The 23,442-nt window shown below is 53.8% G+C and carries 17 protein-coding genes; 2 read left to right on the forward strand and 15 right to left on the reverse strand.

Going from position 1 to position 23,442, the window contains the following annotated elements:
• Positions 1 to 197: 197 nt before the first annotated feature.
• The 10 genes from ACMP1L_RS10095 to ACMP1L_RS10140 all read right to left on the reverse strand — a co-directional run bounded on the left by ACMP1L_RS10095 (position 198) and on the right by ACMP1L_RS10140 (position 15,381).
• Positions 198 to 1,967 (reverse strand): S1C family serine protease, encoded by a 1,770-nt coding sequence (locus ACMP1L_RS10095; protein ID WP_243025853.1) that lies wholly within the window; start codon positions 1,965 to 1,967, stop codon positions 198 to 200.
• Positions 1,968 to 2,178: 211 nt separating this feature from the next.
• Positions 2,179 to 4,368, reverse strand: coding sequence for an LCP family protein (locus ACMP1L_RS10100; protein ID WP_418452938.1), 2,190 nt, complete (start codon positions 4,366 to 4,368; stop codon positions 2,179 to 2,181).
• Positions 4,369 to 4,411: 43 nt separating this feature from the next.
• The gene (locus ACMP1L_RS10105) at positions 4,412 to 5,833 is read right to left on the reverse strand and encodes an undecaprenyl-phosphate glucose phosphotransferase (RefSeq protein WP_118733630.1); all 1,422 of its coding nucleotides are present in this window, start codon (positions 5,831 to 5,833) and stop codon (positions 4,412 to 4,414) included.
• A gap of 152 nt (positions 5,834 to 5,985) precedes the next feature.
• Positions 5,986 to 6,984, reverse strand: coding sequence for a glycosyltransferase family 2 protein (locus ACMP1L_RS10110; protein WP_118733629.1), 999 nt, complete (start codon positions 6,982 to 6,984; stop codon positions 5,986 to 5,988).
• Positions 6,985 to 6,999: 15 nt separating this feature from the next.
• Positions 7,000 to 9,204: a glycosyltransferase family 2 protein gene (locus ACMP1L_RS10115; RefSeq protein ID WP_418452939.1), complete on the reverse strand. Its 2,205-nt coding sequence runs from the start codon at positions 9,202 to 9,204 to the stop codon at positions 7,000 to 7,002.
• Positions 9,205 to 9,208: 4 nt separating this feature from the next.
• Entirely contained in the window at positions 9,209 to 10,150 is a 942-nt protein-coding gene (locus ACMP1L_RS10120; RefSeq protein ID WP_418452940.1) for a glycosyltransferase family 2 protein, read from the reverse strand.
• Between the two features lie 33 nt (positions 10,151 to 10,183).
• Positions 10,184 to 11,116, reverse strand: coding sequence for an NAD-dependent epimerase/dehydratase family protein (locus tag ACMP1L_RS10125; protein ID WP_418452941.1), 933 nt, complete (start codon positions 11,114 to 11,116; stop codon positions 10,184 to 10,186).
• Between the two features lie 62 nt (positions 11,117 to 11,178).
• Positions 11,179 to 12,426 (reverse strand): class I SAM-dependent methyltransferase, encoded by a 1,248-nt coding sequence (locus tag ACMP1L_RS10130; RefSeq protein WP_418452942.1) that lies wholly within the window; start codon positions 12,424 to 12,426, stop codon positions 11,179 to 11,181.
• Positions 12,374 to 13,312, reverse strand: coding sequence for an NAD-dependent epimerase/dehydratase family protein (locus ACMP1L_RS10135; RefSeq protein ID WP_373245050.1), 939 nt, complete (start codon positions 13,310 to 13,312; stop codon positions 12,374 to 12,376). The genes ACMP1L_RS10130 and ACMP1L_RS10135 overlap by 53 nt, the downstream gene beginning before the upstream one ends.
• A complete protein-coding gene (locus ACMP1L_RS10140; protein ID WP_418452943.1) occupies positions 13,312 to 15,381 on the reverse strand; it encodes a thiamine pyrophosphate-binding protein in 2,070 nt (689 codons plus the stop codon). Before ACMP1L_RS10140 ends, ACMP1L_RS10135 begins: the two co-directional genes overlap by 1 nt.
• Before the next feature lie 249 nt (positions 15,382 to 15,630).
• Here ACMP1L_RS10140 and ACMP1L_RS10145 point away from each other — a divergent pair, with 249 nt between their 5' ends.
• Both ACMP1L_RS10145 and ACMP1L_RS10150 read left to right on the forward strand, forming a co-directional pair.
• Entirely contained in the window at positions 15,631 to 17,034 is a 1,404-nt protein-coding gene (locus tag ACMP1L_RS10145; protein WP_418452944.1) for an N-acetylmuramoyl-L-alanine amidase family protein, read from the forward strand.
• Between the two features lie 212 nt (positions 17,035 to 17,246).
• A complete protein-coding gene (locus ACMP1L_RS10150) occupies positions 17,247 to 17,570 on the forward strand; it encodes a hypothetical protein (protein WP_182432651.1) in 324 nt (107 codons plus the stop codon).
• A gap of 68 nt (positions 17,571 to 17,638) precedes the next feature.
• Here ACMP1L_RS10150 and ACMP1L_RS10155 read toward each other — a convergent pair whose 3' ends face one another.
• From ACMP1L_RS10155 to pth, 5 genes are all read right to left on the reverse strand, one after another.
• Entirely contained in the window at positions 17,639 to 18,157 is a 519-nt protein-coding gene (locus tag ACMP1L_RS10155) for a hypothetical protein (protein WP_418452945.1), read from the reverse strand.
• Between the two features lie 107 nt (positions 18,158 to 18,264).
• On the reverse strand, positions 18,265 to 18,615 hold the full coding sequence (locus tag ACMP1L_RS10160; protein WP_418452946.1) for a hypothetical protein: 351 nt from the start codon (positions 18,613 to 18,615) through the stop codon (positions 18,265 to 18,267).
• Positions 18,616 to 18,630: 15 nt separating this feature from the next.
• Positions 18,631 to 19,179 carry a stage V sporulation protein T gene (gene spoVT / locus ACMP1L_RS10165; protein ID WP_118733618.1) on the reverse strand — a complete coding sequence of 183 codons (549 nt, stop codon included), beginning with the start codon at positions 19,177 to 19,179 and terminating at the stop codon, positions 18,631 to 18,633.
• A gap of 88 nt (positions 19,180 to 19,267) precedes the next feature.
• Positions 19,268 to 22,798, reverse strand: a complete 3,531-nt coding sequence (mfd, locus tag ACMP1L_RS10170) for a transcription-repair coupling factor (protein ID WP_418452947.1) — start codon at positions 22,796 to 22,798, stop codon at positions 19,268 to 19,270.
• Between the two features lie 5 nt (positions 22,799 to 22,803).
• Positions 22,804 to 23,379, reverse strand: coding sequence for an aminoacyl-tRNA hydrolase (pth, locus tag ACMP1L_RS10175; protein ID WP_418452951.1), 576 nt, complete (start codon positions 23,377 to 23,379; stop codon positions 22,804 to 22,806).
• Positions 23,380 to 23,442: the final 63 nt, after the last annotated feature.

Genomic DNA, 23,442 nt, shown 5'->3' on the forward strand with positions numbered 1-23,442 from the left:
AGTGACGCGTTCGCAGATTCATGAGCGAGCATAGCGTTTCCCCGGAGAACCTTGTCTGAACGAGCGCAGCGAGTGAGTTTGGGTCGCAGGGGAAACAATAGGCGGCGGAGCGAATGAAGTACAAAATTCCACCGCATCTGCGGTTCTGTAGGCCCTCCCCGGAACTTTGGACCCTTTCGTGCTATTCCCTTAAATTGCTAGTTTGTTTCACCTGCCGGCTTGGTCCCCAGTGTGATCTGGACGGTACGTTCTACATACTGTCCGTTCTCCAGGGATTGGACGGTTAAGTTCACGGTGTCGCCGCCTTTGTAGTAGGTCAGCATATCTTTTAGATCTGCCATGGTGCGGACGGTCTGGCCGTCAAACTTGGTGATGATATCCTTTTCTCTTAAATCAGACTTGGAAGCAGCACTGTCTTCTACAATCTTGTATACATAGATACCTCTCGGCATGCCATACATACTTGCTGCAGTCTCATCAATATTCTGACCCTGGATTCCCAAATAGCCCTGGTCTGCCTCATCGACTGCGACACGGGTCTTCTTGTTCATCAGCTCATTGATGATATCCTGTGCCTGTGAGATTGGGATCGCGTAGCCCATGCCCTCTACCTCAGTAGAAGAATATTTGGCTGCATTGATGCCGATCACCTCGCCCTTCATATTTAACAGAGCACCGCCGCTGTTGCCAGGGTTGATGGCTGCATCGGTCTGGAGCAGGGTGCGGGAAGTCTGGTCCTCAGCCTTCACCTCACGGTTTAAAGCGCTGACATAACCAACGGTTACGGACTGTCCGTAGCCAAGGGCATTGCCAATGGCAATAACGCCCTGGCCTACCTTTAACGCATCGGAATCACCGAGGGTTGCAACCTTGATCTGGCTCATGGTGTCAGACGGGATATCCTTTAACGGGATGGCAATAACAGCCAGGTCGGTCTCGGAGTCCGTGCCCTTAATTGCCGCGCTCACCTGGGAATTATCAATGAAGGTAACCGTCAGTTCCTTGGAATCCTCGACCACATGATTGTTGGTCACGATCAGAAGCTCCTCATCATTCTGGCCCACAATAATACCGGAACCGCTGCTCGGAACCTCTACGGTCTGGCTCGGTCCGAACCAGGTCTGCTGCTGCATAACCATAGTGTTGTTGATGGCAACAACAGATGGCATTGCCTTTTCAACGATGGAGGAAACATCGGTCTGGATTGCGGAAGTAACCGGTGCACCGGAGGTCGTGCTGCTGCCGTCATCTGACGGTTCTACCTTTACCTGTGCCTGGGTCTCAGTCTGGCCGATGGTCGTATACTGCCCTTTCAGGTACTCACCTGTGGTATTTACCGCAAACATCGTACCTCCGGCAACGGTGCCAAACAGAACGGCTGCTGCGGTAACACCGGCAATTTTTCCTGCCATGCTGCGTCCGCTGCGTTTTGCATGTTCCGGTTTCTGATGGGACTCATGAGAAAATTCCGGCCTGCGCCAAGCCCAGCCTCCGGTTGTATGATGCTGGTCCTGGTTCTGGGAATCTGCCTGCTGGCCGCCTCCCTGAGCGGAAGCCTGTGCATTCCAGGAAGCTGTGCTGCCCTGGCTGCTGTTCTGCGGAGCGGACTGCCATGCATTTGTGCCCTGACTTTCATTCTGTGCAGCAGACTGCCATGTGCTGTTGCTCTGGCTGCCTCCCTGTGATGCGGACTGCCATGTGCTGCCCTGGCTGGTCTGTGCGTTCACACCGGCTGCTTTCTGCCATGCTCCGTTATCGCCACTGCCCTGGCTGCTTTCTCCGGCTGCGCTCCGCCATGTTTCACTGCTACTCTGGCCGCTCTCCGCAGCGAAATGCTGCTCTCTTCTGACCTCCTGGGTTTCTGTGTTCCGGGATTCGTTGCTGCGGTATTCCATATGTTCATCGTTGCGGTCATTGTAACCTGCTTCCGAATTATTTCTGTTTTCTCTGTCTTCTTCGTACATCATGATGATCTCCTTTCTGTACTTCTTTTCCTTAACTCTGTAAAGAACTATAACAGAGAAATGTGTTGCAATTGTGTTCCCTTTGCAATTTAATTGTGAACATCTGCCATAAGTGAAAATAATAGAAAAAGGATCGAAAACCGGCAGCTTCTGAACTGCTGATTTTCGATCCTTGTCTTTCTTTCGCATTTCGCGCTCTATACCTATACCGCGCTTACTGTCCCGGTGCTGATACTGGTCCGGATCCGGATGAAGAGCTGCTTCCGTTTCCGCTTCCGGACGGTCCTCCGGATGAAATATTTCCGGAGCCTGCGCCGGTCGGCGTTGTGGAATTGCTTCCCGGATGAGAAGCTGCGCTGGTCGGTGCCGTACTGCTTCCCGGATGAGATGCTGCTGTCGGTACCGTACTGCCGGAACCGGATGTCGTACTCTCGCCGGTGCTGCCCGGATGCGCTGCTGGCGTAGTCGGCGTTGTACTGCTTCCCGGATGAGATGCTGCGCTGGTCGGTGTCGTAGTGCCTGTATGGCCTGAGGAGGTGGTCTCCGTACTGCTTCCCGGATGGGATGCAGAGCTGCTTTCCGTGGTACTTCCCGGCCGGTCTGTCACCTTGGTATCCGTGATACCGGATTCACTGGCGGAGGTCTCGTTGTTCTTATGGTTATTGCGGCTTTCCGTTTCTACCGGATTGCCATTTGCATCCGTCTCCACTGCAGTCGTGGAAGCGTGACTGCTGGAAATCGTCTCATCCTTTACCAGGAAGCCGTCTGCATCGGTCTCGTATTTTACATACTTGCCATCCGCATCGGTTTCCAACTTAAGCTTCCTGCTGACCTTCTTGCCGTTTTTGTCGTACTCGTATACCGTCTGATAACCTTCCTCGTCTTTCGACTTTTCAGAAGACTTCTTGGAAGCTGCCGTGGTTTTCTGCGGCTGCACCACACCGTCGCCGGTTCCTACATTACCGACAAACTGGCCTTCCTTATAGATACCAGTGTCGGAAGAAATCTTTGCGCTGATCTTCTTGACGGTCTCAGATGGCGTGTAGCTTTCATCGCCGAACAAAAACTTGTGCAGCTCAATGACGTTGCTCTCCAGCGTTGCCGGAACAACCACGGCACCCTTCTTGCCCATGTTCGCGTCACCGCGGGCCTGCGGGAATCCGGTAGTCTCGCCCAGATGGAACTTGTTGATGTTCTTTGCGTTGCTTACCAGATCATCGACCCAGACACTGGTAGACACCTGCGGGAACACGGTTCCGATCAACGTATACAAGGTCTGGAAGTCAGCCTTTTTCGCTTTTTCAAAGGCCTGGGCAATGATCTTACGCTGACGCTCGGTACGCGCGTAGTCCGTATCCATCAGACGGAGACGTCCGTACGCTACAGCCTGGACACCATCCAGATGGTTCATGCCTGCGTGAGTCAGCTGGTGGGAACCGATACCGGTTGCTTTTACAGTTTCCGTAATAAAGGAGTTAATATAGTAGAACTCCGCCTTGCTCAGCTCAATGTCAACACCGCCCAGAACATCAATGGCATTGGCTACGGCCTTCCAGTTAAAGGTCATATAATCCTGAATCTGTAGATCCAGGTTGCGGTTCAGGGCTTCGACGGCCTGCTTCGGTCCTCCTACAAAGTAAGCCTGGTTGATCTTGGTATAGGATCCCTTATCGTTGATATTTAAGTAAGAATCACGGTATACCGATACCAGCTTGATCTCGCCGGTATCCCGGTTGATGTTGCAGAGGATGATAACATCTGAGTTTGTAGATTTCTCGATTGCGTTGTCACGGGCATCCACACCAAAGATGGCAATGGTCCAGTAGCCCTTCATGTTCTCTTCCGCATCCATCGCAATGTCGTTTGTCTTGATCTCGCTGATCTTAAACTCCTCCGAGCGTTGGATCTGTGACATCATACGGGCCATGAACGCATAGCTGAAAATAGCCACCAGCGCGATACACTCTGCCACGATCATGGCAATGATACGGCGTCTGCGCTTTTTCTTTGCCTCGCTCTGTCCGAAATCAGAACGGCTGCTGCGCCGACCGTTTCCGCCGGTCGTCCTTCCGGCTGCTGCTTCCCGTACCGCACGGCTGCCTGCGGTTTCCCGCGCTGCACTGCTGCGCACATCCGGTCCCTTGCTCCGGCTGGATGTTTCCCTGGGCTCCTCCTGCTTTGGCTGCTTCGGGATCGCATGGATACGGGAATCTCCCATCACATCCAGCTCCCGCTCTGCTGCCTCCTGGCGTTTTCTCTGGCGGCTCTCCCAACGCTCCCGCTCGGACGCGTATCCGCCCTCCTGCCCGGACGAAACACCGGCTGCCGTATCCCGCATGCGTGGGTTGCGTCTGCTTCTCCGCTCTGTACTGCGCTCTAACTCATCGTCAAAATCGTGACTCATGTTTTGTACCTCATTCTCATTCCTGCCTGCTCCGGCGACCGGGTCAATAGGCGTTCTTATTAATAAAGCCTTTGAAAAATGTCAGAAACAATATCTTAAAATCAAATCCCAAAGTCCAGTTTTCAATGTAATAAAGATCGTGCTCGATCCGCTTGGTGATGGATGTATCGCCACGGTAGCCATTCACCTGCGCCCACCCGGTCATACCCGGACGTACCTGATGCTTGATCATGTAACGCGGGATCTCTTCCTTGAAGCGTTCTACAAAATATGGACGCTCCGGCCTTGGTCCCACCAGGCTCATGCTGCCAAACAGCACGTTGAACAGCTGCGGCATCTCGTCGATGCTGGTCTTGCGGATCACCCGGCCGATGGGGGTCACCCTTGGGTCGCGCTTCGTGGTCCATTCACTCTTTTCTTTTTCCGGTGCCTGCACCTCCATGGAACGGAACTTGTACATCTTAAACGGACGGTTATGCAGTCCCACCCGCTCCTGGCAGTAGATCAGCGGCCCCGGGGAGGTCAGCTTGATCAGGATAGCCGTAAGCAGCATGATCGGCGAAAACAGGATCAGGGCCACAATGGCACCAAAAATGTCGATTGCACGTTTCATGGCCGCATTCAGCGGATCATTCAGCGGGACACGGCGGATGTTGATGACCGGAAGCCCCTGCAGATCCTCTGTATAAGGCTTTGTCGGAATCACCTTGTTGTAGTCCGGAATAAATTTGGTATGCACACCGGACTTTTCACAGACCGCTACGATCTGCTCCAGACCGCCGTACTCCTTCAGGCTTAAGGTAATGGCAATTTCATCCAGACGGTTCATGTCCAGGATCGGCTTTAAATCCTTCATGGTTCCGATCACCTTGATGCCGCGGTAGTCATAGCCCCACGGCTTGTGGTCATCCAGAATGCCCCGCACCCGGTAGCCCCACTCCGGATTGGCCAGCACGCGGTCAATATAGCCCTCCGCCGCGCGGCTGTAGCCTACCAGAATGATATGCTTCTGATTGTATCCCTTTGCGCGCATGGAGCGTAGCACGGTACGAATCAGATTTCGTTCCAGCGTCTCCGCTGTAATGTTGGTCAGGAAGAAGCCGGCCATCAGTCTGGCTGAGAATTCCCTCAGGTATGGATTTTTTCTTCCTAAATAGAGGATTGTTCCAAAGAGGAACAGTCCGATGATATTGGCCTTGCAGATGTTGGCAAATTCCTGTCGTCTGCCCTGCACCCGCTTTGGCGTAAACAGATGAAAGACGGTATACAAAAGCAGATAGACCGGTATGATCACCACCAGGACCCGCATGTAAAACCAGGTCGGCAGGATACCAGCCTCAGGATCTGCTCCGAACAATCCGCTCTTCAGTGTAATAAACCAGCTGAATACATAGGCGGCTGCGATCACCAGTGCATCCAGAAGCACATGCAGCCGGTTCAGTCTGGTCTGATTATCTTTTATCATATGGTCCACCTTTATCTCTGAAATACTGTTTTCAAAATTACCAAAACAGCAACGGATCTTGCCGGCTTCCCATTTCAGGATAGTCCCCCGGCAGTATAATGGAATCGTAACGATTATACACGAATTTTCTGGATCGAAATATTAAATTTCTCTTAACTTTTCGCCGGTCCGGCCATTTTTTTCCGGATCTGGCGTCTGGAAAACTCATAAATATAGAGCGCTGCTCCGTAGATCAGCTCCCATTCGATGGCAAGATAGTTGTGAAAATCCTCTTTCCGGTACGGAACCTTCCGGGTCTTTTTTACGGTTTTGATGCCCTCTAAAACTCCGGCCACGTAATCCTTCTCAAAGCCCAGCTTCTTAAAGAAGCAGTATTTCCCGGCAATCCCCGCGGCGATCGGGATGCTGTTGATCAGAAGCTGCGGTGCCGGCATGTTCTTGTAATTTAAGTACACGTTGTTGCGGGCAGCCAGCTTCACCTTAAAGGAATTGTACTTAGAGCCGCTGGTGCCGCTTCCCACATGGAACACCTTCGCAGACGGGCAGTATAAATTATAGTATCCCGCAATCTTGGCCCGGTATCCCACATCGATATCTTCCAGATACGCAAAATGCATCTCATCGAAATAACCGATTTTCTCAAAGACCTCCCGGCGGTAAATCGCTGCTCCGGCACAGGCAGAAAAGATGTGGCACGGACGGTCATAGCGTTCGATTTCCTGTCCCACGCCCCTCTGGTAAGCCCAACCCATGATGCTGTACATATCGCCGCCATCATCCATCAGCTCCTTATGGTAAAGCTGGATCATCTTCGGACTGACGGAAAAGATCTTCGGAGAAGCTTCTATGGCCTTTAACAGCTCGCCCACATACTCCGGCTCTGTCTCGGTATCGTTATTTAAGAGGATCACATAGGGTGTTTTTGCTGCCTTGATCCCCACATTCACCGCGCCGGAAAAGCCGGTATTGGTCTCCAGGAATATGGACGGAAGCCCGTGCTCCTTCAGCCATTCTACACTGCCGTCGGTGGAGCCATTGTCCACCACCAGCAGCTCAAAGTCACGGCAAAGCTGCTTATCCAGGGCAGCCATGCACGGCTCCATGAACTTTAAGCCGTTGTAATTCGGAATCACGATCGTTACTTTTTTCATGCGTCTTCCTCCAGCTTACTGCTCTTTGATCTCAGGCAGCTTGTACGGCTCGCCGATCTTCTCTTTTAAGAGATCCCGCAGGGAGAAATCGGACTTGCGCAGTGTCAGGTTCGGGTTGTAATACGGATCGCCGTTCTGTAAAATATCCGGCCAGCGCTTTGCCACCAGGGCCCACTCGCGGTTGAAGCGTGCCACCTTCTCCGGTGTATCCTCCAGTCCGCGGGACTTGGACTCGTAGTGATGCATCACCGCGTACGGCGCGTAAACCACCAGATAACCGGCCGCGCGCACCTTTAAGCAGAAATCCACATCATTGAAAGCCACGGCCAGCTCTTCGGTCAGACCGCCTACCTCTTCAAACACGGATTTTTTCACCATCAGGCAGGCTGCTGTCACGGCACTGTAATCCTGGGCGCACATAGCGCGGTGGAAATAGCTGTTCTCCGCCTCATGCAGACCGATAAAGGTATGGCCTGCCACGCCGCCAAAGCCGATCACCACACCGGCATGCTGGATGGTGTCGTCCTCGTAAAGCAGGCGCGCGCCCACAATACCGACCTCTTTTCGCTGGCAGAAGCCCAGCATTTCCTCAAACAGGCGCGGGGCAATAATCTCGGTATCGTTGTTTAACAGCATCAGGTATTCGCCCTTCGCAAAGGTCGCGCCAAAGTTGTTGATGGCGGAATAGTTGAACTCCCGCTCCCAGCGCACCACCCTCACCTGCGGAAACTCCTTCTGGATCTTCTCGTAATAGGCAAAGGTCTCCTGCTCGGTGCTGTTGTTCTCCACCACAATAAACTCCAGGTTTTTATAGGTAGCCCGCTCGATGATGGAACGGATGCACAGGTCCAGATCCACGCTGTGGTCCTTGTTCGGGATGATCACGGACACCAGCGAGTCGCCCTGGATTTTAAAGGTGGTATGGTAAATGCCGTAGTCCACACCCTTCTCCACCTTCTCTGCCGGAATGCCACAGCGCTCATAATGGGCCATGATGGCTCTTGCACCTGCCTCAAAGGCGTACAGCTTGCTCTCCGGGTTGCTGGCCGTGGATTCCTGGTGACAGCGCCAGTGATACAGCACCTTCGGGATATGACAGATTTCCTTCGCGTTCTCGGTACAGCGGAAGATAAAGTCATAATCCTGCGCGCCGTCAAACTCATGGCGAAAGCCGCCCACCCGGTCTAACAGGGCACGTTTTACCACAAATAAGTGACAGATATAGTTGACGCTGGTTAAGAGATCCGGGTTAAAATCCGGCTTAAAATGCGGGTCGAACAGCGCGCCTCCGTCCATATCCAGCTTATCCTCATCGGAATAGATCACATCACAGTCCGGATGCCCGTTGATGGTCTTTGCCACCTCATAGAGCGCATGCTCCGGGATGGTGTCGTCATGGTCGGCCAGAATGATGAAATCTCCCTTCGCCATCCGGAGGGCCGCGTTGGTGTTGCCGGAAATACCAAGGTTATCTCCCAGCTCCAACACATGGAAGCGGCTGTCCTTTCTGGTGTACTCTGCCATGACGCGGCTCACAATAGCGCCCTCACCCTTCGGGCTTCCGTTGGCCACGCATACCTCCCAGTTTTTGTAGGTCTGGGCCAGAATGGAGTCCAGCATCTCCCGCAGATATTTCTCCGGTGTCCTGTAGGCCGGAATGACGATGGATAACAGCGGCTCATACGAAAACCTTGCCTCCCGCTGGGCGGCCAGCTCCTCCTCCTTCGGACGGGTCAGCTCATACCACTCGCCATAGTCATAGTCGTTGTCCAGCCCCTGCAGCTTGTGACGGGATTTTAAGAGCAGAGCCTTTAAGCCGTGCTTCTTTCCAAACTCCAGTGCCACATGCACCGTCTCCATATTCATGAGATCTCTGATCTTTTCCATGCGCTTGTGCGCCACGCTGGCGCGCTTTGCGATCAGCTCCTCATTGTATTTCACCCGGGCGGTCCTGCCGTCGCAGCGGATGACCAGCCAGTAATCCGCGCCGCGCTCATATGGGAACTGAATGTCAAAGCCATAATCACGGTCATAGACCTGCTTGTAATAGATCTGGCTCACATCGTCCCGACGAGTTGCCACGCATTTGATCTCCAGCGGCTTTTTGTTCTGGTCCAGGACCTCAAATTCCGCTTTGGACTCCGGTGTTTTTCCGATGACCCATCCGTTTAGCTGAATGGAATTTTCCCGGATCCTTACCACATCAATCTTGTATTTCATGAAATTATTTCTCCTCGAAGTTCAGACGTTCTTCTTCCACAACAAGCGGACGGTGCATCACACGCTGGTTGATGGAAAGGACATACTCGCCCACCATACCGATAAAAAAGATCTGCACCGATCCCAGAAACAGCATTCCGATGAGCATCGGCGCCATGCCTGCCGGAAAACGGTCCCACCAGATCAGCTTCATGACCAGGTAAACGATGGCTACCACCATGCTTAAGAAGGCGCTGATGGCCCCCACAAAGGTTGCCAGGCGCAGACCTGCCTTCGTATAGGAGGTCACACTGAGCATGGCCGCATCGTACAGACGGTAGAAATTGTTGTGGGTCTTTCCTGCCCGGCGTTTCGGCTGCTCGTAAGGGATTTCCTTGCGCTTATAGCCAAGCTCTGCCACAATGCCCCGCAGAAACGGAGTCGGGTCATCCAGGTTCCGTAAAACCTCAATAAAGTCTCGGTCATAAAGCCCGGAGCCGGTAAAATGCTCGATCTGCTCCACGTCAGACAGCCGCTTGATGGTCTTATAATAAAAGCTTCTGAGGGCATACATGATCTTGTTTTCCTTGCTGCTGGTCTTAATGCCGATGACGATCTTGTAGCCCTCCTCCCAGGCCTTCACATATTTCGGGATCATATCCACCGGATCCTGGAAATCTGCCACCATCTCAATGACGCAGTCTCCGGTCACCTGCAGCATGCCGTAATACGGAGAATTGAACTGTCCGAAATTGCGGGCGTTGAAAATTGCCTTGATCTTCGGGTTCTCTGCGCAGAGCCTGCGCAGGATCGGGCGGGTTTCATCGGTTGAATCATTGTCGATGAACACCAACTCGTAGTCGTACTGAGGCAGATCCCATGTCAGGGTCTCCAGCACTGCCTTGCTGATGGCCTCTACATTTTCCTGTTCATTGTAGCAGGGGATCAGCACACTGATCTTTTTCATAATCATTTCCTTCCAAAGTTGTATATTGTTTTCTTATCCAAGCATCCGCCGGATCCCCTCCGCAAAGGAGATCTGCTCCTTCCAGGTTCCACCGGTCAGCCTCCTGAGGTTTTCATTGACCGGACAGATGGAGAGTGCCCCCTCCTTCGCCTGGACAAAGCTTCCGTATTCCAGATTTCCATTTCCACCGCAGAGACTGTGGATCTCCTCCACAAAATCCCGCAGCACCCGGGTATCCTCCGAAGCCACGTTCACCGCATGGCACTCGCCCCGGTGGCTGTCGCTGTAACGGTACAGCTCCACCACAGCGCGGGAGGCATCCTCAATGTCCATAAAATTCCAGCGGTGGCGGCAGGCGCTTAAGGAGACGGTCTTTCCCTCCGGCAGCTCCCTGGTCAGCGTGGAAATGATGGACCACGGATGATCTCCTTTTCCGTAAACACTGAAAAACCGCAGATGATAGTAAGTCAGCTGCAGTTCCCGGCATAACTGCTTCGCCTGTTCAAAGAAAGCCAGCTTTGCCTTTCCGTATTCATTGACCGGATGGCATTCCATGGACTCCTCCATGGTGCCGTCGGCCGTGATCCCGTACTCCACACGGGAGCCGGCATCCATAAACACCTGACATCCCAGAAGTCCTGCCGCCTCCATGCAGCGCAGGGAGCCATCAATATTTAACTTCTGTACCGCGGGAGAATCGATCTCCTGGCGGTTCACGCCGCGCCACGCAAAATGTAAAAACGCGTCGGCATGGCCGATCTGCGGCACACACTCCACCGCCTGATCCATCTGTGCCGGGATCCGGTGCAGATGCTCATGAACCGGAAGACAGTCTGTTTTCTGAGACTCCGGGCGCACCAGGCAGTATACCTCTGCGCCTGCCTCCAGAAAACGCTTCGCCACATGGCTTCCGATAAAACCGGTGGCTCCGGTCATCACGATCCGTTTCCCTGAAAGCTCTGTCATAGTTCCTCCATCCCTGCGTCCTCTCCGCGGCCTGGATCTGCCGCAGAGCTCCGCCTGTGCTTCTATAAGTGTTCGATCCGGTTAGTGCGGAGTGTCATAATCTCCACCTTTCCGCCGAACCTTGTCTTTATGATTCCCGCAATCTCATCGGTATAACCCGGTGCCACAATGAGCACCGCATCCACCGGTTCCTCAAAATAATGATCCGGCGGCACGATCGGCACATGGGAGGCCGGCGCAAACCGCCCCTGCTTAAATGGGGCAGAATCAATGATATAGGCCAGATGCTTTCCAAGCTCCGAAGTCGATGCCAGGGTAAAGCCCTGATGGCTGGCACCCCACATGGCAAGACGTTTGCCTTCCCGGGCCAGACGCCCGGTCAGAGCGCGCACCTCGGCAGTTACAATCTCATGGCCTTCCATCAGAGGGGCGATGATGCCGGCATCTGCTCTGGCACAATCTGCCACAGCTTTCCGGTCATCCGCACTTTCGGCAGATGCCTCTGGCATTGCCGTCTTGCGCACGATCATGGACAGGGTATCGCGGTTGATCATTTCCTCCTCGAGCACCGCAAAACCGCAGTGGTTCAGCAGCGCCCGCAGCGTATCGAAGGTGTAATAGGCAATGTGGTCCCGGATCAGCTCGTAATAGCTGCCCTTCTCCAGGATATATTCCAGGCTCGGCACCGTCACAAGTCCCATGCCGTCCTCTGCCAGATTGTTCCAGATGGCCTTCAGCATGATATCCGGTCTTGGCTGATGCTCTAAAAAGTTAAAGGATAAAAACACATCAAAGGGCTTCTCCGGCATGCTCCAGCCGCTCTCCGGCAGCATGGAGGCCTCCGGGGAATGACCGAAATGCTGGTCCTCCCGCTCCGGAAATTCTCTCCAGACATGAAGTCCCTCCTTCTGCGCAGTCTCCACCAGATCTGCTCTGTGCTCCATTCCGTAGATTTCCACCGGAAACTCCTGCAAAAATTTCAGGAACTCTCCCCGTCCGCAGCCGGCCTCAAAAAACGTTTTCCCCTCCAGATGGTAGGTCTCGATCAGGTGGCGGTACTGGGTGGTGCGCAGCTCCCGCATGGTAGAAGACCCGCCGCCTGCCCGGATCACATCCCGGTAATAGGGCACCGGCTCACAGTCAAACTGGACGAGACCGCAGCCGCTGCACTGGCGCAGCTGAAGGGTCACTCCCTTATCCTGCTGCACGGAAGCAGCATCCGGAATATCCTGGGCAGAAGCCGGGGCAGATGTCAGCTCAAAGAGGCTTGCTTCCGGCAGAAGCTTCCCGCAGGCTATGCAATGTTTCATAAATTCCCTCCGCAAATGTTCTGGCAGGCCGCCAGGAGGTTTCCTGCAGGATCCGGCTGATATCCGGCATCAGGTCTGCCGGTCCCTCCGCGTTCTGCGGACGCTCTCCATAGCTGTAGCTTCCACGATATCCGCACAGGGCATACATTTCTTCAATGTAGCTCCGAAGCGGCCGCGTATCGCTGCTGCCAATATTGTAGACACCGGCCGGGGCTTCCGTAAGTAGGGAAACCAGGGCCGCTGCCGCGTCATCGATATAAAGAAAATTCCAGTTCTGTGTACACTCCCCAAGCTTCATGCTGCCGCCCTCCTGCCAGGTGCGCAGGCAGGACTGCACCAGAGACCAGGGATGGTCCCCCGGACCGTACACACTGTATATCCTCGTATGAATATACTCCATATTCTTCTGTTTGCAAAGTATTTTTGCTTTTTCGCAAAAATCCACCTTTGCCTTGCCATATTCAGACACCGGATGACAGGGCGTATCCTCCGCCACTGTCCGGTGCCAGACTCCGTACTCTGCCTGGGAACCGGTAAATAAAAAACGGTGGCAGCCAAGCGCTGCCGCTGCCTCCACCGCATCCAGGGCATAGGTGACATTGCGCTGCTGCACATCCCGCTTTGTGCGGTTGTCGCTGCCCGCGCCATCCCAGCCAATATGGACCCAGGCATCCGCCAAAAAGCCGTGGAGCGTCCGGATCTCTGCCAGATCCAGCGGGCAGATGCTAAGACTTCCCGGAGTATTTCCGGCTGCCATCGTTTCCAGATGCTTCATGTTAGACGAAGCGGGGCGGACCACCGCAAAAACCCGGTGCCCCGCCTCCATTAATTTTTTCACTGTTGCCGCGCCGATAAAGCTTGTTGCGCCTGTTACTACGACCTGCATTATTTCATCCTCGGAATGATCATCAGTTTGTCCATCTCCTCATCCGGAAGGAATGGGGAAAGGTCCTCAAGCGGCGGAGATACTAACGTACCGTCCGGCAGACGCTTTGCGGAGGACTTCGGTTCAAAATTCTGGTCCATGGTCACAAAGAATTCGCAGATGACCGGTCCGTCCACAGCCAGGGTCTTTTCCACAGCCTCTGCCAGCTCCTCATTGTGATGTGCCGCAATATATGGATAGCCATAAGCCCAAGCCAGCTTTTCCATATCCGGGAAGCTTAAGTCATGGCTGTCTGTACCGATTCCCACTAACGGCTCGCCAAAGAAGTTCTTCTGGGTCTGGCGGATGGAATGATAGCCGCCGTTGTTGATCAGGAAGATCTTGATCGGCATCCTGTGATGGATGATGGTCTGCAGCTCCTGCAGGTTCATCTGAATGCTTCCGTCACCGGTTACAAGAATAATATCATGGCGGCTGTAGCCGTCTCCCTCATGCTCCGGGTCGTGAGCTGCCATGCAGGCGCCGATCGCAGCAGGCAGGTCATAGCCCATAGATGCGATCGCGGAATTGGATAAGAAGCGCTGTCCCTTCTTCATAATGTAGCCATGTCCGCCTACCACACAGGCAGAACCATTGCCGACTACTGTGATCTGGTCCTCACTTAAACGGCTGCTGATCGCCTCGATCACCGCGTAAACGTTCGCCTCATGCTCCGGATCCGGCTTCAGCTGCTCCTTACGGATGGTCGGGTATTTCTCCCGGTACATACGGCAGGTCTCGCTCCAGGTCATGCCCGGCAGGCCCTCTCCGCCGTCAAATACCGGCTTTTTATCGTATTCCTCCCGAAGGACCGCTGCCATGGTTTCCATCAGATCCTTTGCGTCCGCATGGACCGGCATATCCACATGTACACTCGGCTTCTTTAATTCCTCCGGGTCTACATCATTCATGATCACATATGCCTCGCGGGCCCAGGTCTTGTAATTGTAGCCCACCTGGCGGATGCTTAAACGGCTTCCGACAGAAAATACCAGGTCACTGTTCTGGACCGCCAGATTGCCCGGCCGGTCACCCAGGTTGCCCGGTCTGCCCACGTACCACGGACAGTCATCGTACATACAGTCGTTGGCATTCCAGCCTACCACTGCCGGAATCCCCAGTCCGTCTGCCACTTCCATAAACGCGTCAAACGCTCCTGCAATGCGGATTCCGTTTCCGGCATACAGGACCGGACGTTTTGCGTTTCGGATCTTCTCGATGATCTCTTTTGCCAGTTCTCTGGAAACCGGAGCCGGAAGTACCTGACGGTGCTCGCCCTTTCCGGCATAATCCTCCGCAATGGCGTGAGGCGGCTCTACCACACTGGTTCCCTCCGTTCCATGCACGCCTGCAAGGACCGCTTTCTTTTCTTTCTCCTCGGTTGCTCCCGCAAATACGGCTGCGCCGGAGGTATGATCCAGCCCTACGGTATGCAGGGCCCATCCGGTGCCGCCCGCCTCATAATCTGCAGCGTCAAAGCCGACCAGCTGTTCTGTGTCTACATATGCGCCCTGCACATCCAGCGGGATATCCAGCCAGGCCGGACCCGGACGTCCGGAGTAGGCCAGATAAATAGCCTTTTCCAGACAGTAGCGGATCCGCAGCGGGTCAATGACCATCTCGCTGTACTTTGTCATGCAGTCAATGGATTTCACAATATCAAATTCCTGGTCACCCATAGCGCGGATGCCCACGCCGGACCAGCGGGCCGTGGTGTCGTAACGGACCTGACCGGATAAGATCAGCATAGGAATGGAATCCAGCCAGCCGCCCACCACTCCAGTGATGGCATTGGTACCGCCGGGGCCTGTGGTCACACACAGCGCTCCGATCTTGTTGTGGATTCTGGCATATGCCTCTGCCGCAATGGCGCAGGCCTGCTCATGATGCTGATACAGGCAGTGCAGCCCTTCCTGATGCCCCAGTGCATCGTTTAAATGCATGGCACCTCCCCCCGTAACCGTAAAGACCTGATTGATGCCTGCCTCTACCAGTTTCCCGGCAATGTAGTTGGATACTTTGATCTTCATTGGGAATCTCCTCCTGTTGTGTTTTGTATGAATCCTGTACGGCTCATATGCCGTTTTCTTTCTCTCCAATGCTACTAGTATACCATACATTCCCTTATCCTGCATCCCAAAATCTCGACTGGCAGAGCGTGGCTGGATTTCCAGTAACCTTCACTTTTCAAGCTGTATCAAATCCGCTATAATCACCACCGTAATGCAACTGCGGATCTTCGGCCAACGTTCCACAAGCAAAAAGGAGAAATAAAAATCATGAACAAACATTACAAATTACTGGCTGTATTATCCACCGCTGCGGCAATGTCAGCGGCAACCCCTGCACTCGCTCTTTCCATTCCGGGAAGCGTTTCCACCGTACTGGCCGCAACCGCCGGCTGGCTGACCGAGGACGGCGAGCTCCGCTACAGAGACAGCGAGGGCTACTACCTGACCGATTCCTGGAAAAAGAAGGACGGCGAGTGGTATTACTTAAACGAGGACGGCTATATTTCCCGTTCCTGCATGATCGATGAGTATTATGTAAACGAGGAAGGCCGCCGCGTGATCAACCAGTGGATCAGCGAGGCGAATGAGGACGAATGGGACTCTGAAGCTCCGGACACCTACTGGTACTACTACGGAAAAGATGGAAAAAGCGTGGTCTCCAAATGGCAGGAGATTGACGGAAAAAACTACTATTTTAATGAAGAGGGCCACATGCAGACCGGCATGCTGGAGTTAGACGGCGCCACCTACTACCTTGGTGAGGAAGGCGACGGCGCCATGAAAACCGGCTGGATCGAGCTGGAAAATGAGAACGAGGAGCTGGATCAGGATACCGTATGGCATTTCTTTGACAGCAACGGACGCATGGTTATGAATCAGATCGACCGTAAGATCAACGGTTCCTGCTACACCTTCCAGAACGGTATCCTGCAGACCGGATGGTTCCGCCTGCCGGAGACTGCCCAGGCATCTGCAGACGCGCAATCCGGTCCTGACGCTGAGACTGCAACCGGTTCCGATGCACAATACGCTGAAATAAACAGCGCACTCCCGGCTATCGCCTCCTACCAGTTCTATGAGGAGGACGGCAAGCGCGGCAACGGCTGGTACCAGATGGAGGGAGCTCCGGAGATCAGCGAAGAGGGCGAAGCCTTCATCTTCTATATCAAGAAAGGACGCCCGTACTATGCGACAGCCGGCGTACAGGTATTTACCGTAGACGGCAGACGCTTTGGCTTCAATGAGCGCGGAGAGCTGCAGACCGGCCTTCAGAGCGTGATCGCCGAGGACGGCCAGACCGCAAACTACTACTTTGGTGATGATGGTGTCATGAAGACTGGCAAGCAGACCATTTACGATGAGGATCTCGGTGAAAACCAGACCTGGTTCTTCTACACCGACGGCGGCAATAAGGGCCGTGGCTTCCACGGTGTCCGCGACAACAATGTCTATGTACAGGGACTTCGCCTGGATGCAGACCGGGACCTGCGCTATGCACCAGCACAGCTGGATGGCGTATCCTACCTGGTAGGCACCAACGGCGCCATCCAGAAAGCATCCTCCTCTTCCAAATCCGCCGCAAAACCGGAGCTTGGAAACGGCTTCAAGGATGTGAAGGATTCCAACGATAAAATCTGGACCGTTGACGTAAACGGAATCATCCAGCAGTAACCCGCAAACATCATTTCATCCGTTCAAACCGGCACCGGAGCCGCTTCCCATCTGCTTTGGGCTGCGGTCCCGGTGCTTTCTTTCTATAAAAAACGCCGTTCATAACATTTTTCTTACGATTTCTCCGATTTCCTTACAATGCCTCCATGCCTCTTGTCAGCCTATACTTCGGCTGTTATAATAAATTTGCAGAGAGAGAAAGGATGATCACTATGAAGAAAAAAGCAGGACTCACCCTCATCTTAACCATCCTGTGTTTTCTGATGAGCGCATTCCCTGCCATGGCAGGTGAGTGGCACAAAACCGCAGAAGATCAATATCAATATATTAAGGACGACGGCACCAAGGCCACCGGGCTCCTGGAACTAAAGGACGGTACCTACTATCTCGACGATAAAGGCAACCGCAAAACCTCTTACTGGCTCCGCTATAAGGGCGACTGGTATTTCTTCGGTGAAGACGGACAGATGGTCACCGATTCCTGGGTTGACAATTATCATGTCAGTGAAGACGGACAGATGGATAAGATGCGTTAAGAGCAGACAAAAAACAAAAACAGCGGACGCGCCTAGTGGCGTGCATCCGCTGTTTTTGTTTTCCCTGTTTATTTCTGAATATCAAAGGTCATGTAGGTATCTGCCGGAATATCGGTCTCGTACATCGGCTCACCCTTAGCTTCATAAGCACTCTTCTCATAAATCTTTAAGTGCGTCTCACGGTCCTGGAAAAATCCGCCGAAGGTGTCCGCACCGGACTCTCCGTAATTGTAATCCTGAACCGCTGCCTCATCGTTGATGCTCTTAAGCACGGCATCTGCATACTCTGCGGCGTCTTCCCCGCTGGTACCGTCCTTCACCACAATGGTCACATCGATCAGGGACTTGTCCTCATCGATCGTAAAATCGATGGAATCTGCCATCGGATAATCATTTTCATCCAGACAGATCTCATCCACCTCATCGCGGAACTGGTCCATATCCAGCTCGATGTTGTTATAAATGTTAAAATCCGGTGATTCCGCTTCATTGGCATCCGGCTGAACGATGTTGCTCTTGGTGCATCCGCATAAAAGCACCATGCAGCCTGCTGCTACAAGCAGTGCTCTTTTTCCCATTTTTATCATGATTGATTTCCTCCTGTAAAACATAAAGCAGGTATCATTATATACGAAAGCCGCCGGTTTGAACAGCAGCTTTCGAAAAATGTAATAAAAATGTGATAAAAAATTCCCTATCCAAGAACAATCAGACGTGCTACCGCCAGCGGATCATCTTCCGGGAAGGACTGCATGCACACCAGGATATCCCTGATCTGCTGTCCATCCATACCAAGCATGGCAGCAATCTGATCGGCCGGGTGCCCGCCCGCCGAAAGCTCCCGGATCTGCTTCACCCGGTCTGCCATTGTCTCCAGCTGCTCCTTAAGTCCGTCTGCGCCAGCCAGTCCCTCCCGGTCTGCCTCTGCCGGTTCCTCCTCCAGGAAGTCTTCCAGCCGAAGCTCCTTTTTCCCGGTATCTTCTCTATAGTACTCCTCTGACAGTTCCCAGTCTTCTGCCTGGCCTGCTTTTTTCTGATTCTGCATTGTTTTTCCTCCTTACTATCCTTCCATCTGCCGCCCCAGAAATCCGGCCGCAGTGGAAACCAGCCGAAGCTCCGCTTCGCCCAGTCTGGCTTTCGGGTCCCGGCTTAAGAGCGCCACCGCCCCAATGGGATCTCCCTCGCAGATGATCGGCACGATCACCTCTGCCACCACGCCGTCCATCTCCTCACCTGCGACCGGAATAAATTCTCTTGTATCCTTCTCAGCCACCACAGCTTCCCGCTCATGGATCACCTGCTCCAGCTGCCTGCTGATCATCTTCTGCAGCATGTCCCGCTTCGGTCCGCCGGAAACAGCGATCACCTGGTCACGGTCCGTGATGCAGACCAGCATGCCGGTAGACTGCGCCATGGACTCCGCATACTGAGTGGCAAATGCCGCCAGCTCAACCATGGGAGAATATTTTTTCAGGATGATCTCTCCCTCCCGGTCTGTAAAGATTTCCAGCGGAGTACCCTCCCGCAGTCTCAGCGTTCTTCGTATCTCCTTCGGAATCACGACACGTCCAAGATCATCGATCCTTCTCACAATTCCTGTAGCTTTCATAATGCTCCTCCTGCATAATTTCCATATCGTGTGTCTTATGGATAGTATGCGGAGGGCTTCAAAATTTATGCACCGGAGCTGTCCCGAACTATTCACCGAGCTGAATGATCTGTCCCAGGATCGTCCGGGCAAGCTCCATCATGGCCTGGCAGTCCTTCTGTCTGTTTCTGCGGTCCACATACAGAAAATACGGCTGCTCTGCCATCACAAACCGGAGTTCATCTCCGTAGGAAGCAACCAGCTCCGGAATGCCGGCTGTGTTCAGCTTTGCATTCGGATACATGGTCAGGCGAATCTCCTGACGGTTGATGCGCACCTCCGTCACATAGGCTCTGTGAGCCATGGCCTTTAAAAGCGCTACCTGCAAAAGATTCGCCACTGCTTTCGGAATATCGCCAAAGCGGTCCATCAGCTCATCCTGCATATCCAGGTATTCTTCCTCATTCTCAATGCCGGAAATGCGCTTATATACATCCAGCTTCTGATACTCATTCTTAATGTAGGAAACCGGGATATAGGCATCCACATCGCACTCCACGGTGGACGCAAAATCCTCCGTCTCATCCCGGCGGCCCTGGATAGCCTGCACCGCCTGATTTAACAGCTTACAGTAAAGATCATAGCCGACCGCTTCCATATGCCCGTGCTGCTCTGCACCCAGTACGTTTCCCGCACCGCGGATCTCCAGATCCCGCATGGCAATCTTGACGCCAGAGCCCAGCTCCGTAAACTCACGGATGGCCTGCAGACGCTTCTCTGCCTCTTCCTTTAAAAGCTTGTCGCGCTTATACATCAGAAACGCATACGAGGTACGGCTGGAACGGCCCACACGGCCCCGCAGCTGATACAGCTGGGAAAGTCCCATGCGGTCCGCATCCTGAATGATCATGGTATTGGCATTGGGGATATCCAGCCCCGTCTCAATGATGGTGGTGGATACCAGCACATCAATGTCACCATTCACAAAATCCAGCAGAATCTGCTCCAGCCTGTGCTCCGGCATCTGCCCGTGGGCGTACACCACCGTAGCATCCGGTACCAGCTCCTGCACATGGTGCGCAACCTCCTCAATATCCTTCACGCGGTTGTATACATAGTAAACCTGACCGCCCCGGGCCAGCTCGCGGTTCACCGCCTCACGGACCATCTCATCGTTGTGCTCCATGACATAGGTCTGGATTGGGACACGGTCCACCGGCGGCTCCTCCAGCACGCTCATATCGCGGATGCCTACCAGACTCATATGAAGGGTCCGCGGGATCGGTGTTGCCGTCAGAGTCAGCACATCCACGTTTTCCTTCATCTGCTTGATCTTTTCCTTGTGGGCCACACCGAAGCGCTGCTCCTCATCAATGATCAGGAGCCCCAGATCTTTGAATTTCACATCCTTCGAAAGAACCCGGTGCGTACCGATGACAATATCCACCTGACCCTTCTTCAGATCTTCGATCGTCTTTTTGATCTGCCCCGGTGTGCGGAACCTTGACATCAGCTCAATCCGCACCGGAAAGTCCTTCATGCGCTGTACAAAGGTATTGTAATGCTGCTGCGCCAGAATGGTGGTCGGCACCAGGTAGACCACCTGCTTACTCTCCTGCACCGCCTTAAACGCTGCCCTCAGCGCAATCTCCGTCTTGCCGTAGCCCACGTCACCGCAGATCAGCCGGTCCATGATCCGGCGGCTTTCCATGTCCCGCTTGGTATCCTCAATCGCGGTGATCTGATCCTCCGTTTCATCGTAGGGGAACAATTCTTCAAACTCCTGCTGCCATACGGTATCTTCCCCGTACTGGTAGCCGCCCAGCTCCCGGCGCGCCGCATAGAGCTGCACCAGATCCTTCGCGATCTCTTTCACCGCAGTCTTCACCTTCGCCTTGGTCCGGTTCCACTGCTCACCGCCCAGCCTGTTCAGCTTCGGTGCCTTCACGTCAGAGCCCGCATACTTCTGAATGCCGTCCAGACGGGTGGCCGGAAGGTAAAGACTTCCGTTGTCCGCGTACTCCACCTTCAGGTAATCCTTGATAACGCCGTCCCGCTCAATCTTCTCAATCCCGCGGTAAATGCCAAGTCCGTGGTCCTCATGCACCACGTAGTCCCCCACCGACAGCTCGGAAAAGCTCTGGATCTTCCTTCCCTCATAGGAAGTCTTCTTACGCCTGCGCTTTTTCTTCTCTTTGCCGAACATATCACCTTCCGTGATGACCGCAAATTTGATCTGCGGATAGGCAAAGCCCCGGTGCAGATTACCGAAGGCAACCAGGATCTCTCCCGGCTGCACCTCCCGGCTCTCATCGTCCGTACAAAAGGCGCTCAGACCGTACTCCCGCAGATCTTCCGCCAGGCGGCTGGCACGGGTGCGGGAACCAGATAAGAGGATCACCCGGTATCCGTCCTTCTTCCAGCCTGTCAGGTCTTTGATCAGCATCTCAAAGCTGTTCTGATAAGAATTCATGTTCCTGACATCAAAGAAAAAACGCTTCTCCGTCGTCATGCCCGGAAGCTTCTGCTCCAGGCCGGTCAGATACACCGTATCCTTCCGCTGTGCCCTGGCCAGGATCTCCCGCACCGGGTACAGCAGTCCGGTCTGTCCGGGAAGCAGATAGCCCTTCTCAAGCCGGTGCTCCATACTCTCCCGGAACTCCAGTTCCACCGCCTCGCCCTGTTCCTTCAGGCGCAGCGGCTCATCCAGAAAGATCATGCTCCGCTCCGGATCAAAGTAATCCAGAAACGAAACGGTTTCTTTATTAAAATACGAAATCCAGGCATCCAGTCCGGTCTGTTTCCAGCCCTCCTCGATGCCCTCCGTCAGTTCCTTTACAATCCCGCTGATGCGGTATGCTTCCTCGGTATTCTGCTGTGCTCTCAGCTTCTCCGCAAAGGCCTTTGCCTCACTGCGGATCCGCTCAATGCCTTCCCTCGCCTGCTTCTTTGTCAGCACGATCTCGGTGGCCGGATAAATGTCAATCTCATCCAGCTGCTCAATGGAGCGCTGGCTCTCCAGGTCAAAGGTACGGATGGAATCCACCTCGGTGTCCCAAAGCTCAATACGCACCGGGAGCTCCTCCGTCAACGGATAGATGTCCAGAATGCCGCCCCGCACGGAAAACTGCCCCATACCGTCCACCTGCGGCATACGCTCATAGCCAAGCTCAGCCAGACGGAGCTTCCAGGCTTCCAGGTCCAGCTCCTGTCCGGTTTCCAGATGAAGCACCTGCTCCTGCATGCAGCGCAGCGGAAGCAGATGGTCCATCAGGCCATCCATGGTGGTCACCACGACACCGTTTTCGTCCTCCATCAGATGGCGCAGAACCTGCAGCCGCTCCCTGGTGAGCAGATTGCCGTGGATATCCGCACTGTAAAACAGCAGATCCTTCGCCGGATACAGCCAGACATTGTCCCGGAAGCAGCCGAAATCATCGTAAATCTCCCGTGCCCTGGCATCATCATATGTTACCACAAGCTTCCACGGCCGGTCTGCCACGGTTTCCTGCATCAGATGCACCTTCTGGGAATCCAGACAGCCGCTGACCTGCACCGGCCCTTTCTTCTTTTTCAGACACTCCTGAAGTTGTTCAAACTCCGCCAGCTCCGTAAGTGGATTTGCAAATACTCTGCTCATGATACCTACTCCGCTTTCTTTTTGGCATTATAATGATTCATGGCACGCTCCGCTCCGGTTGTCATCATCATGACCGCAGCCTCAGCCGCCTCGCCAAACGCCTCATCCATGATCTTCTGCTCCTCTGCTCCGAAACGGCTCAGCACATAATCTGCCAGATCCATCTTCGGCGGCTTCGCGCCCACGCCCACCTTGATGCGCGGAAACTCCTGGGTGCCCAGGTGCGCAATGATGTTCTTGATTCCATTATGCCCGCCGGCGCTTCCCTTTAACCGGATGCGCAGCTGTCCCGGCTCCAGACTGATATCATCGTAAATGACAATGATGTCCTCCGGGTCAATCTTATAATAATCCACCGCCTCGCGGATGCTCTCGCCGCTTAAGTTCATGAAGGTCTGAGGCTTTAAAAGAAGCACCTTCTCCCCCTCGATCACGCCCCTGCCGCACAGCGCCTTGTGCTTGCGGTCGCTCACATCAATATTATATCTGTCCGCCAGCACATCAATCACCGAAAAGCCAACGTTATGTCTCGTTTTATCATATTCCCGTGTGGGATTCCCAAGTCCTGCAATTAAATACATCATTTTATCCTTCCTATGCTGCTTCCTGTAAACATGGTTTTTTATAAATATAGAATAGCAAAA

This window comes from Ventrimonas sp., assembly GCF_048380235.1.
Classification (GTDB): Bacteria; Bacillota; Clostridia; order Lachnospirales; family Lachnospiraceae; genus Brotaphodocola.